Origin of the sequence: Streptomyces sp. NBC_00846 (assembly GCF_045207325.1) — a bacterium.
Taxonomy (GTDB): Bacteria; Actinomycetota; Actinomycetes; order Streptomycetales; family Streptomycetaceae; genus Streptomyces.
This window is the reverse complement of record NZ_CP108846.1, coordinates 5,682,082-5,694,651: the sequence shown is the minus strand read 5'-3', so window position 1 is coordinate 5,694,651 and position 12,570 is coordinate 5,682,082. Positions and strand designations below refer to the sequence as shown.

Below are 12,570 nucleotides of genomic sequence, written 5' to 3'. Positions count from 1 at the left end.
CAGGGATTCGATGAGGGAATCGATCAGTATCGATTTTCGCCGTCCCGTATGAACGGCTCCCCTCGATTCTGCCAGGGCGGCAGGGTTTGCCGTAACCGCTTCCACGCCCGCGGCCCCCGCCCCGTATCTCTCAGCCGTTCAGGTCCACCAGGAGCGGCGGTGCGTGCTCGCCCTTGACGGTGGTCAGGGAGAGCACCGCGTGCCCGGCCGGCACCCGGTGGGCCAGTTCGGAGGCCGACCAGCGTTCGCGCTCCACCTGGCGCACGGTCACCGCGTCCGTGGTGACCGCCTTGCCGGTGACCAGTTTGCGCAGGGCGTGCACGGCCCGGGTGAGCGGCTGGTGGGCGAAGACCGTGTGCTTGGCGACCTCGGTGGTCTCCACCCATTCGGTGCCCCATGCCTGCGCGAAGAGCCGTCCGTCCCAGGTCGTGACGCCGGAGAACGTCATGTGGCAGCCGACCGAGCCGAGCAGCGCGGTGTGCAGGCTCTCCGGTACGTCACCCAGCCCGCGCAGGGTGAGCAGGACACCGGCGTTGCAGTTCCGCAGCCGCTGCACGGCCCGTACGGACTCGGCGGTGACGGCGTGCGTGGCGTCGTCCAGGGCGAGGAAGGCGAACAGCGAGCGGTCCGTGCGGGCGGCCGCCCCGGAGGTGAACTGGGCGAGCACCAGCCGGGCGATCAGGCGCGCGGCCTCGGGGTGGGCGCGTTCCGGCAGGTCGATGCGGACCCGCAGCGGGTGTTCGAGGGTGCGTACCGAGAAGGGCCGGGCCGTGCCGGTGGTGTCGAAGAACCCCGCGAAGGCGGGCCGGTCCAGGGCAGCGAGCCGGTCGGCGAGAAGGAGTCCCGGGTCGCCGGGGGCGCCGGCCTGCCGTGCCCGGGTGTCGAGTTCACGGAGGTGGGAGGGGTGCGCGTCACTGTCGAGCTGGGCCCGGAGCTCGGCGAGGGCGCCGGGAGAGCCGTCGAGCAGCTCGCGCAGCACCGGGACGGACGGGAAGCGGTCGTGGACCGCCCGGTACGGGCCGAGCAGTTGGGCGAGTGCGGTCGTGGCCCGCCGCGCGTCGATGTCGGGCAGGTCGCCGGCCATCGCCTCGGCGAGCAGGGCGGCGGCCTCGTCGGCGTCGTCGGTTCCGCTGTACAGGTCGAGGTCGTGGGCACAGGACGGGTCGCCCGGCTTGATCACCACGTCGTAGCCCTCGTCGGGCCCGAGCGGGGTGCCTGCCGCGCAGACGGCCACGACAACGGCCTTCCCGGCGAGTGCCTGCAGGGCGAGCGACTCCACGACGGGCCGCACCAGGTGCCGGGTCTTGCCGGACCCGAAGGGCCCGACGGCCAGCAGCGAGGAACCCAGGGAGGCCGGGTCGACGGCGGCCCCCGCGCCCCGCCGGGCCGCCGGGTTGCGGTCGAAGTCCGTGTACCGGCCGAGCCGCACCTGCGAGGTGAGCAGGTCGTGGGTGGCTGTACGGGCCGGCAGGTCCCGGTCGCCCGAAGGGTGCGGACAGGCCCGTGCGCCCTGGCCGAGCACGGCGTCGGTGAACGGGCCGACCCGTGCGGGGTCGGCCTCCACGGAGACCCAGGCGCGCCGGATCCGTACACAGTCGACGTCGTTCATCCATCCCGTCCGCCCGTCCGCCACCAGCCGGTCGGCGGCGGCCTGCTGACCCGCGGCGCGCAGCTGCGGCCAGTCGGCGGGGCTCTCACCGGGTGCCTTCTCCGGTTCCGGCCTGCTCTTCGCACCGCGGCGCAACTCCCGTACGAGGGTGAACCAGCCGCCGGCCCGGGCGACCGGCAGGAGGATCGCGACGGCGCCCACCAGGTGGTACACGGTCTTGAAGGTCTCCACGCGGTCCCGGGTCTGCACGGCCGTGCCGCCGTAGAGCCAGGAGTACGGCGTCAGGCCCAGTGCCAGGTCGTCGAAGGGCAGCAGGTCGTCGGAGTTCACGAAGCACCAGACCAGGACGGCCCCGACCAGCGCGGTGCGCAGCGCCCGGCCCGGCTGGCGGTGGTCGGCGGCGTACCGGCGGAACACCGCGTGCCAGTTGCCCAGCCGTCCGAAGCCCCAGATCAGCAGGACGGCGACCATGCTGTTGTAGACGGCGAGGGCGGTCAGGGCCGCCGCGGGGCGTTCGAGCCCCCACCAGTCGGACGGTGTGACGACTTCGAGGAGGATCCGGCTGTGCGGCACGTATCCGTTGCGCCACAATGACCACACCAGCAGGGCGGCGAGCAGTGCCACGACCGCGCCGCCGATCAGCGCCCGGTCGGGCACCCGGTCGGGGTCGGTGTCGGGCCGGGGGGTGTGGCCGAATCGCCACAGGCCGGGCTCGGCCGCCGCGCGCGGGGTGCGGAGCCAGTCCCCCAGCGAGGGGCCGGACGCGGGGGCGTATCCCGGCCTCGGCGGCAGTCCGGGCGGTGGCGGGCCCGCCGGGCGCGGCACCGGACGACCGGAGCGGGTGTCGCGCGAGCCGTACGTGCCCTCGGTGTCCATCTGCTGTCCCTCGTCCCCTGACCAGCGCCGACCGGTAACTCCGGGCGCACGCGCCCGAAGTCATCAATCTAGTGCCCCGAACCACCCCGTCGGACGCGGTCCGGCCGGATGTCTGTGCCCGCGCCCCGGGGGTCTTTGGACTCGTCCGCGCGCCGCCGCGGCCCGGCCCCGTACCCCCTCGCTATGTCCGTGGCGGACAACCGCGTCCGGTCACCACTCCCGAACGGAACATGCCGGACTCAGGGCCCCGCCCATAGCCTGCAGAAAGAGAAGCGTCCGAAACACCCCACAGGAGCCCCTCATGACCGCAATTCCGCAGGAGCGCCGCGTCGTCACTGCCATTCCCGGCCCGAAGTCGGTGGAGCTGCAGGCCCGCCGTCTCGCGACGGTGGCCGCAGGTGTGGGCTCCACCCTGCCGGTGTTCACCGCCCGCGCCGGTGGCGGGATCATCGAGGACGTGGACGGCAACCGTCTGATCGACCTCGGTTCCGGTATCGCCGTGACGTCGGTCGGCGCCTCCGCCGAGGCCGTCGTACGCCGTGCGTCCGCGCAGCTCGCCGACTTCACCCACACCTGTTTCATGGTCACGCCGTACGAGGGGTACGTCGAGGTCTGTGAGCAGCTCGCCGAGCTGACCCCGGGCGACCACGCCAAGAAGTCCGCGCTGTTCAACTCGGGTGCCGAGGCCGTCGAGAACGCGGTGAAGATCGCCCGCATCTACACCAAGCGCACCGCGGTCGTCGTCTTCGACCACGGCTACCACGGCCGCACCAACCTCACGATGGCGCTGACCGCCAAGAACATGCCGTACAAGCAGGGCTTCGGACCGTTCGCGCCCGAGGTCTACCGGGTGCCGGTGGCGTACGGCTACCGCTGGCCGACCGGTGCCGAGAACGCCGGCGCGGAGGCGTCCGCCCAGGCCATCGACCAGATCACCAAGCAGATCGGCGCGGACAACGTCGCCGCGATCATCATCGAGCCGGTGCTCGGCGAGGGCGGCTTCATCGAGCCGGCCAAGGGCTTCCTTCCGGCGATCGCCCAGTTCGCCAAGGACAACGGCATCGTCTTCGTCGCCGACGAGATCCAGTCCGGTTTCTGCCGTACAGGCCAGTGGTTCGCCTGCGAGGACGAGGGCATCGTCCCGGACCTGATCACTACCGCCAAGGGCATCGCGGGCGGCCTTCCGCTGTCCGCCGTGACGGGCCGCGCCGAGATCATGGACGCCGCCCACTCCGGTGGCCTCGGTGGCACCTACGGCGGTAACCCGGTGGCCTGTGCGGGTGCGCTCGGCGCCATCGAGACGATGCGCGAGCTGGACCTGAACGGGAAGGCGAAGCGCATCGAGGAGATCATGAAGGGCCGCCTCGCCGAGATGCAGGCGAAGCTGCCGGGCGGCGATGTCATCGGTGACATCCGCGGCCGTGGCGCGATGATCGCGATCGAGCTGGTGAAGTCCGGCACGAAGGACCCGAACCCGGAGGCCGCCGCGAAGCTCGCCAAGGCCTGCCACGCGGAGGGTGTGCTGGTCCTGACCTGCGGCACGTACGGCAACGTCCTGCGCTTCCTCCCGCCGCTGGTGATCGGCGAGGACCTGCTGAACGAGGCTCTCGACGTCATCGAGCAGGCTTTCGGCCAGATCTGATCCATTCGAAACCCCCGACGGTGCCGGAGGGCGTTTTTGCCGGGGATGCAGGGCCCGCGTGAGGGCCTGTGAAGAAGGTGTGGGGGGCCGATGGCGGGATCCGTTTCCGTCTGTCGGTCCCCCATCCGCTGACGTACGGTTTCTGCAGATGAGAGAAACGCCCCGCCCGCAGGGGACTGCCGGCGACGCCGGGCCGGAGCTTCCCCAGCACCGTCCTGGCCGTGCCTTCGCGCACACCACTGGAGCCGCTGGCTCCGGAACTCCTCACTGATCGGATGGCCGCTCGCCCCAAACCCCCCGGGGCGCGCGGCAAACCGATCGCACCGGCCGTCCCGGAGCCACCCCCCCTGCTCCTGGGCGGCCGGCCTCCTCTCCCCCTCTTCCCGGGCAGCCGGCCTCCCGTCCCCCTGGCGTCGGCGCCCCCGGTTCGCTCGGCCGCCCCGTTCCCTCCGGCGACTCCCGCTGTCGCACGGCCGGAATCAACCGTTGGCAAACCCAGGGCAGTTGGGAACTTGGCGCAAGCCGCACATGGCGGGTATCCATATGGCCATAATCGTCATGAACGGTTCCCGGGGGGAATGAGTGTCGGACTTAACGGTCACTGTCATCATCGGCGCCTACAACGCCATGCCCTATCTGACGCGCTGCCTGGAATCGGTGGTCGAACAGTCGCTGGGCACGTACGAACTGGAATGCGTAGCCGTCGACGACGGGTCGACCGACGGCACCGGGCAGGAGCTGGACCGGTTCGCCGCCGAGCATTCCGGCACGGTGCGCGTCATCCACCAGCAGAACTCCGGAGGGCCGAGCGGCCCACGCAACGTCGCCCTCGGGCTGGCCCGGGGCCGCTACGTCTTCTTCCTGGACGCCGACGACTACCTCGGCCCCCATGCGCTGCGCCGGATGATCGACATGGCCGAGCGCAACGGCTCCGACGTGACGCTCGGCAAGTACGTGGGTGTCAACTGCTCGGTTCCCCGGTCCATGTTCGAGGCCGACCAGGAGGTCGTCGATCTGGCCACCTCCCGCGTCTGGTACGCCCTGACGCCGCACAAGCTCATGCGGCGTTCGTTCGTGGAGGAGCACCGGCTGCGCTTCGACGAGGACATCCGCATGGGCGAGGACCGCCTCTTCGTGACCAAGGCATATCTGCAGGCCTCCGTGATATCGGTGGTCGCCGACGAGGACTGCTACTTCAAGGTGCAGCGCGACGACGAGGGCAATCTCACCAGCAACTTCAGTGACGTGATGAAACGTCTTGAGGTCGCCCGACGCCTGATGACCGCGATCACCACGTACAGCGAACCCGGACCCGTTCGTGACGCCGCGCTGCTGCGGCACTTCAGGGGCGGCCTGCTGGACTCCTTCTCCTGGCGCTTCCCGCTGCTGGAGGAGAGCGACCGGCTGACGGCCATGGGGATCGCCAAGGAGCAGCTGGACGCGTTCTACACCCCGGAACTCGCCGTCCAGATGACCGCGCCGCTCCGGCTGATCGCCCATTGCACGCAGCACGGACTGCAACGGGAACTGATCGACATCATCGATTTCCTGACCGCGGAGAGGGACAAGCTCCGGCCTCCCCACGAGGTTGTCGTCAAGAACGGGCGCGCCTACGCCGCCTACCCGTATCTCGGCGACGCGAAGGCCGGCATACCCGACTCCTGCTACGACGTCACGGCCGGACTGCGGCAGGACGACCGGCTGGACGCGGTCGAATGGCACCGGACCCGGCGGCGCGGCGTCCTGCGGCTGCGCGGCCATGGCTACATCGAGAACGTGGACACACGGATGCCCGCCACCGAGCTGGTCCTGCGGCTGCGGGACGACGGGCGCGAGGTGCGCGTCCCCACCCGCAGCACACCACTGCCCGCCCACACCCATGTCCAGGGGCACGCCTGCGACCACGGTGCCGCGGGCTTCACCGCCGACATCGACATCACCCGCGCCCTGGACGGCACCCCGCTGCCGACGGGGGTGTGGGACGTGTACCTCAATGTCCGCGCCCAGGGCCTGAGCACCCAGCGCAGGTTCGGTGCCCGCAAGGCGGACGGCCTGGCTCCGGTCCACGGCGGCCGGAGCGGACTCCTGGAGGTCAAGCCGTACTACACCCAGGGCTTCGCGAACCTCAGCCTGCACATCACCGCCGCCGCCCGGACGAAGAAGGTCCCGAAAGGGTTCAAGCGACGTGTACTCAGGAGGCTGACCGGTCTCAGCAAGCAGATCGGCAGCAGAAGACTCAGAAGAATCGCGAGGCTCGGACGCCTGTCCGGCCTCGGCTAGCCCAACGGGCCCGGCCGGTCACAGCACCAGGGTCTGTCCGGCGGACCGGGGTCGGACAGACCCTAGGTGTACCGACCGTGAGGTCGTGTCGTCGAACTGCCGTCGTCCGGCCGCCCCGGCCCGTACCTACCCGTACCTGCCGGATCTGAGACGCTGGACCCCATGTCGTCGACCTGCCCCGACCCGCAGAGCGGGAGCACGCCTGCCCCGCAGACCGGGACCGCGCCGACCCCGTCAACCAAAAGCACACCCGGTCCGCAAACCGGAAGCGCGACCGCCCCGCAGGCCGCTGAGCGACCTGGTGCCCTCCGTCTCTCCCTTCGTGTGTTCCTCCTGGTGTGCGGCCTGTCGGCCCTCCTCTTCACGCTGATCACCTGGCAGGTGGTCGCCGATGGCCCGCTCCTGGGCGTGGACGAGCGGGCCAGCCGTGCGCTGGTCCATCCGGACCGGGTGTCCGAGTTGCTCTCCGATCTCGGTAATGGTCAGGTCGCGGTGCCTGTGCTGGCGCTGGTCGCGGTGTACGTCGCCCGGCGGGGCCGGGCCGCCGGGACGGGGCGCTGGTGGCTGCCGCCGCTCACCGCGGCCGTACTCATGGCCCTGGTGCCGGCGATCATCGTGCCCCTGAAGGAGTGGACCGCCCGCCACGGCACCCCGGTCATGCCACCGGGGGGCGACTACTACCCCTCCGGGCACACCGCCACCGCCGCCATCGCGTACGGCGGCGCGGCCCTGCTCCTCCTGCCCCGGCTCCGCTCGGCCCGCGCCCGTCTCAGCCTCCTCGCCCTCTGTACCGCGCTCGTCCTCGGCGTCTCCTTCGGCCTGGTCCGACGGGGCTACCACTGGCCGCTGGACGTGGTGGCCAGCTGGCTGCTGTGCGGGCCACTGCTTCTGACGCTGGGCCTCAGCTGCCGAAGCAGGCGTCGAAGTTCTGCGCGAACTCCCCGTTGCTGAAGCGGTCCCGGTTGATCGACCACGTCATCAGTCCGCTCAGATCCGGCCATGTCCCGTGGGTGGCGTACGTACCGCGGTCGGTCTTCTTCGTCAGGCAGTTCAGCGCCTTGGTGACCTCGGCGGGCGTGGTGTAGCCGTTGCCGCCTGGGTGGAGGCCGGCAGACCGATGGAGACCTGGTCGGGACGGAGGCCCGGGAAGACCTTGGTCTGGTCGCCGGCCACCGGGAATCCGGCGAGCAGCCCGCACTCGTCGCCGGTCCCGTCGCCGGTCTCCGTCAGTCCCCGCCGCTCCCGGCCGCCGCCTCATGCATCGCGAGCTCCAGGAGTGCCGCGTCGGTGAGCGTTCCCGAGCCGTCCGGCGGGATCAGCCAGCGCACCCCGCCACCGGCCGCCCGCCCCGGGTGCGGCGCGACGATCCAGGTCCCCTGCCCCGCCCCCCGTACGCCGGTGCCGACCCAGTGGTCGACAGTGCCCGGCGGCACGAAGAAGCCCGTGCGGGTGTCGCCGGAATCGGAGAGGACCGGCCCGGGCGGGTCGATGAGACGGGTCAGCACATCGAGGGTGGGACGGCCCAGTTTCCCCGGAAGAATCAGTACGTCCCAGCGCCGGCCGGCGGGCAGGAGCACAACCCCTTGGGGATTGCGCTCCCATTCCCACCGGCAGGCATCCGGGTCGGTCGCCACCGATACGAGCCACTTGACTGCTGCTTTGACCCGCGCCAGCCATGACCGGCCTCCGTTCCCGTATGCACCGGCCGTGCATGGCCGGTGCATACGGGAGACAGAGGTGGCGCCGATCCATTACGCGGGTTCGGCCCACCAGTTGGCAGTGAACCGGGGCACGCTGTTGCGCGCCGCGCTCAGCTGTCGAAGCCGAGCCCCAGCCGGTCCATCGTCTGCAGCCACAGATTGCGGTGCCCGCCGTTGCTGTCCGCCCTGGCCAGGGACCGCTTGGTGAGTTCGATCCCGGCCCAGGCGAAGGGCTCCGGCGGGAACGGCATCGGCTTGCTGCGGACCATTTCCAGAGCGGTCCGCTCATTCCGTTCGCCGGCCAGCAGATCGAGCATCACATCGGCCCCGAAACGGGTGGCTCCGACGCCGAGTCCGGTATATCCGGCGGCATAGGCGACCCGGCCCCGATGGGCCGTACCGAAGAATGCGGAAAAGCGGGAACAGGTATCGATCGCCCCGCCCCAGGCGTGACTGAAACGGACCCCGGCAAGCTGCGGGAAACAGTCGAAGAACTGTCCGGCGAGCTTGAGGAAGGTCTCCGGACGCTGATCGAGATCGGCGCTCAGCCGGCCCCCGTACGGATAGATCGCGTCATAGCCACCCCACAGGATCCGGTTGTCGGCCGATATCCGGAAGTAGTGGAACTGATTGGCGCTGTCGCCGAGCCCCTGCCGGTTCTTCCAGCCGATGGAAGCGAGCTGGTCGGCGGTGAGGGGTTCGGTCATCAGCGCGTAGTCGTAGACCGGCACGGTGTACGGCCGCACCCGCTTGACCAGGGACGGGAAGATGTTCGTCCCCAGTGCGACGCGGCGCGCGAAGACCCTTCCGTACGGTGTGCGGACCGCCATCGCGGCGGGGGTCCCGGCCAGTTCGAGACCCCGGGTGTGCTCGTACACCCGGACCCCGAGGTCGAGACAGGCCCGCTTCAGGCCCCAGGCCAGCTTGGCGGGGTGCAGCATGGCGACCCCGTTCCGGTCCCAGAGCCCGCCCAGGAAAGTCGGTGAGTCGACTTCGGCGCGCACCGCGTCCCGGTCCAGGAATTCCACTCCGGTGAAGCCGAGCTTCTCCGCTTCCTGGTGCCATGCGTGGAGTTCTTCGAGCTGGTGGGGTTCGGTGGCGACGTCGATTTCGCCGGTCCGCTCGAATTCGCAGTCGATGGCGTAGCGGGCGACGGCGGCCTCGATGGCATCGAGGTTCTTTTCGCCCAGCTCCTCCAGCTTGTTGATCTCGTCGGGCCAGCGCTCCAGGCCGTTGGGCAGGCCGTGGGTGAGGGAGGCGGCGCAGAATCCGCCGTTGCGGCCCGAGGCTGCCCAGCCCACCTCGTTCCCCTCGATCAGTACGACGTCCCGCTCCGGGTCGCGTTCCTTCGCGATCAGCGCGGTCCACAGTCCGCTGTATCCGCCGCCGATGACGAGGAGATCGCAGTGCTCGTCGCCCGTGAGCGCGGGCAGCGCTTCGGGCCTGCTGGGGTCGTCCAGCCAGAACGAGACCGGCTTGGCGCCGGAGAGTGATTGTGCTGCAGTACGCATGGCACTTGGGGCCATGGTTTCCAACTCCTTCAGGAACTTACGGTCGTGCGCTGTTCTTCCGCCGGTTCGCGATCAGCTGGCCGACGACAACCACCAGTACGGCAATGATGAACATCGCCGTGCCGATGACGTTGATCTGCACGGGCGTGCCGCGCTGTGCCGATCCCCAGACGAACATGGGGAAGGTCACGGTGGAGCCCGCGTTGAAATTGGTGATGATGAAATCGTCGAAGGAGAGCGCGAAGGCGAGCAGCGCTCCCGCCGCGATTCCGGGGGCTGCGATCGGCAGCGTCACCCGCAGGAAGGTCTGTACGGGGCCCGCGTAGAGGTCGCGGGCCGCCTCCTCCAGTCGCGGGTCCATCGACATCACGCGCGCCTTGACGGCGGTCACGACGAAGCTCAGGCAGAACATGATGTGTGCGATGAGGATCGTCCAGAAGCCCAGCTGCGCGCCCATGTTGAGGAAGAGCGTGAGCAGCGAGGCGGCCATGACGACCTCGGGCATCGCCATCGGCAGGAAGATCAGCGAGCTGATCGCGCCGCGCGCCCGGAAGCGGTAGCGGACCAGTGCGAAGGCGATCATCGTGCCAAGGACCGTCGCGCCGATGGTGGCCCAGGTGGCGATCTGCAGGGACAGGGAGAGCGTGCCGCACATGTCGGCGACGCCGCAGGGGTCCTTCCAGGCGTCCAGGGAGAAGCGCTGCCAGGCGTAGTTGAAGCGCCCGTTCGGCTTGTTGAACGAGAACACCATCACGACGATGTTCGGCAGGATCAGGTACGCGAGGGTCAGCAGACCCGCGATGACGATCAGATTCCGGCGAATCCAGCGCAGTACGGGCATCAGACCAGGTCCTCCGTCCCGGAGCGGCGGATGTAGACGGTGACCATGATCAGGACGACCGCCATGAGGATGAAGGAGAGCGCGGCCGCCGTCGGGTAGTCGAGGACGCGCAGGAACTGGGTCTGGATGACGCTGCCGACCATCTTGGTGTCGGTGGAGCCCAGCAGTTCCGCGTTGACGTAATCACCGCTGGCCGGGATGAAGGTCAGCAGCGTTCCGGAGACGACACCCGGCATGGAGAGCGGGAAGGTCACCTTGCGGAAGGTGGTGGCGGGGGTGGCGTACAGATCGCCGGCCGCCTCGTGCAGCCTGCCGTCGATCCGCTCCAGCGAGGTGTAGAGCGGCAGGATCATGAACGGGAGGAAGTTGTACGTGAGACCGCAGACCACGGCCATCGGTGTGGCCAGTACCCGGTTGGACTCGGTCCAGCCGAGCCAGCTGGTGACGTCCAGGACGTGCAGGGTGTTCAGTACGTCGACGACCGCGCCGCCGTCCGCGAGGATCGTCTTCCAGGCGAGCGTACGGATCAGGAAGCTGGTGAAGAACGGCGCGATGACCAGCACGAGGACGACATTGCGCCAGCGCCCGGCCTTGAAGGCGATGAGGTACGCGAGCGGGTAGCCGAGCAGCAGGCACAGGATCGTGGCGGTGCCCGCGTACAGCAGGGACCGGATGAACTGCGGGTAGTAGTCCCTCAGCGCGTCCCAGTACGTCTGGAAGTGCCAGGTGACCTCGAATCCCTTCTCCAGGGATCCCGTCTGGACGGAGGTCGACGCCTGGTAGACCAGCGGCAGGGCGAAGAAGACGACCAGCCAGAGAATGCCGGGGAGCAGCAGCCAGTACGGGACGAGGCGCTTGCGGGTGGAGGCCTTGCGGACCTTCAGCTCCGTGACGGGCGCGGGTGGCGCCTCCTGGGTGACGGTCACGCCGCGTCCTCCACCGTCTCCACACCGGCGTCGATGTCCTGGGCGGCGTCCAGGCCGAAGGTGTGTACCGGGTTCCAGTGCAGGACGACCTCGGCGCCGGCCGTGAATCCCGCGCGCCTCTCGACGTTCTGCTCGTACACCTGCAGCGCCTTGCCCGCCGGGCTCTCCACCACGTACTGCGTGGACACGCCGATGAAGCTGGAGTCGACGATCCGGCCGGTGACCTGGTTGCGCCCGTCGGCTATCGCGTCCCTGTCGTCGGCGAGCGCGAGCGAGATCTTCTCCGGGCGTACGCCGAGCAGCAGCTTGCCGCCGTTCGCGGTCGGGGCCGCACACCGGTCGGTGGGCAGCCGCAGCTTCCCGCCGCCCGCGGCCACCACGATGTCCGTGCCGGCGGAGACGATCTCGCCCTCGATGAGGTTCGAGGTGCCGAGGAAGTTGGCGACGAAGGTCGTCTTCGGGTTCTCGTACAGATCGGCGGGAGCGCCGAGCTGCTCGACCCGGCCCCCGTTCATCACCGCGACGGTGTCGGCCATGGTCATGGCCTCCTCCTGGTCGTGGGTGACATGGATGAACGTGATGCCGACCTCGGTCTGGATGCGCTTGAGCTCCAGCTGCATCTGGCGGCGCAGTTTGAGGTCGAGGGCGCCGAGCGGCTCGTCGAGGAGGAGCACCTGCGGGTGGTTGATCAGGGCGCGGGCGACGGCGACGCGCTGCTGCTGGCCGCCGGAGAGCTGATGCGGTTTGCGCTTGGCGAAGTCGCCGAGCTGGACGAGCTCCAGCATCTCGTCGACTTGTTTCTTCACCGACTTGATCCCGCGCCGGCGCAGACCGAAGGCGACGTTCTCGGTGATGTCGAGGTGCGGGAAGAGCGCGTAGCTCTGGAAGACCGTGTTGACGGGCCGCTTGTACGGGGGCAGACCGGTGATGTCGCGGCCGCCGAGGAAGACGGTGCCGGTGGTCGCCTCCTCCAGGCCCGCGATCATCCGCAGGGTGGTGGTCTTGCCGCAGCCGGACGCGCCGAGCAGGGCGAAGAACGAGCCCTGCGGGACGTTCAGATCGAGCGGCTTGACGGCGGCGAAGGAGCCGTACGTCTTGCTGATCCCGGTGAGGCGGACATCGCCGCCTGTCTGCTGCTGTGTCATGGATCGCAGTCCCAGTGGTGTCAGGGGAGATCGGTGGAGG

General features: G+C 69.6%; 9 protein-coding genes and 2 pseudogenes. 4 read left to right on the top strand and 7 right to left on the bottom strand.

The genetic code is table 11. The annotated features are described in order from the left end of the window. Positions 1–130: 130 nt before the first annotated feature. Complete coding sequence (locus tag OG936_RS26260) at positions 131–2,485, bottom strand: ATP/GTP-binding protein (RefSeq protein WP_406497907.1); 2,355 nt, start codon at positions 2,483–2,485, stop codon at positions 131–133. 301 nt (positions 2,486–2,786) lie between these two features. Here OG936_RS26260 and gabT point away from each other — a divergent pair, with 301 nt between their 5' ends. From gabT to OG936_RS26240, 4 genes and pseudogenes are all read left to right on the top strand, one after another. Further along, positions 2,787–4,127: a 4-aminobutyrate--2-oxoglutarate transaminase gene (gabT, locus tag OG936_RS26255; protein WP_406497905.1), complete on the top strand. Its 1,341-nt coding sequence runs from the start codon at positions 2,787–2,789 to the stop codon at positions 4,125–4,127. A gap of 148 nt (positions 4,128–4,275) precedes the next feature. Next, positions 4,276–4,494 (top strand): annotated as a pseudogene (locus OG936_RS26250) (phosphoesterase); the annotation flags it as partial. A 215-nt stretch (positions 4,495–4,709) separates the two neighbouring features. After that, on the top strand, positions 4,710–6,407 hold the full coding sequence (locus OG936_RS26245) for a glycosyltransferase (protein WP_406497903.1): 1,698 nt from the start codon (positions 4,710–4,712) through the stop codon (positions 6,405–6,407). 324 nt (positions 6,408–6,731) lie between these two features. Beyond that, a complete protein-coding gene (locus OG936_RS26240; protein WP_406497902.1) occupies positions 6,732–7,358 on the top strand; it encodes a phosphatase PAP2 family protein in 627 nt (208 codons plus the stop codon). Here the strand turns inward: OG936_RS26240 and OG936_RS26235 are convergent. The 6 genes and pseudogenes from OG936_RS26235 to OG936_RS26210 all read right to left on the bottom strand — a co-directional run. Further along, a pseudogene (locus OG936_RS26235) lies at positions 7,309–7,598 on the bottom strand (chitinase); the annotation flags it as partial. The gene OG936_RS26240 and the pseudogene OG936_RS26235 sit on opposite strands and share 50 nt — an antisense overlap. A gap of 35 nt (positions 7,599–7,633) precedes the next feature. After that, complete coding sequence (locus OG936_RS26230; protein WP_406497900.1) at positions 7,634–8,131, bottom strand: hypothetical protein; 498 nt, start codon at positions 8,129–8,131, stop codon at positions 7,634–7,636. An 86-nt stretch (positions 8,132–8,217) separates the two neighbouring features. After that, a complete protein-coding gene (locus tag OG936_RS26225) occupies positions 8,218–9,633 on the bottom strand; it encodes an NAD(P)/FAD-dependent oxidoreductase (RefSeq protein WP_406497899.1) in 1,416 nt (471 codons plus the stop codon). 22 nt (positions 9,634–9,655) lie between these two features. Beyond that, positions 9,656–10,459 carry an ABC transporter permease gene (locus OG936_RS26220; protein ID WP_406497898.1) on the bottom strand — a complete coding sequence of 268 codons (804 nt, stop codon included), beginning with the start codon at positions 10,457–10,459 and terminating at the stop codon, positions 9,656–9,658. Further along, positions 10,459–11,385 (bottom strand): ABC transporter permease, encoded by a 927-nt coding sequence (locus OG936_RS26215; RefSeq protein ID WP_383751615.1) that lies wholly within the window; start codon positions 11,383–11,385, stop codon positions 10,459–10,461. The genes OG936_RS26220 and OG936_RS26215 overlap by 1 nt, the downstream gene beginning before the upstream one ends. Further along, complete coding sequence (locus OG936_RS26210; protein WP_406497896.1) at positions 11,382–12,530, bottom strand: ABC transporter ATP-binding protein; 1,149 nt, start codon at positions 12,528–12,530, stop codon at positions 11,382–11,384. The genes OG936_RS26215 and OG936_RS26210 overlap by 4 nt, the downstream gene beginning before the upstream one ends. Positions 12,531–12,570: the final 40 nt, after the last annotated feature.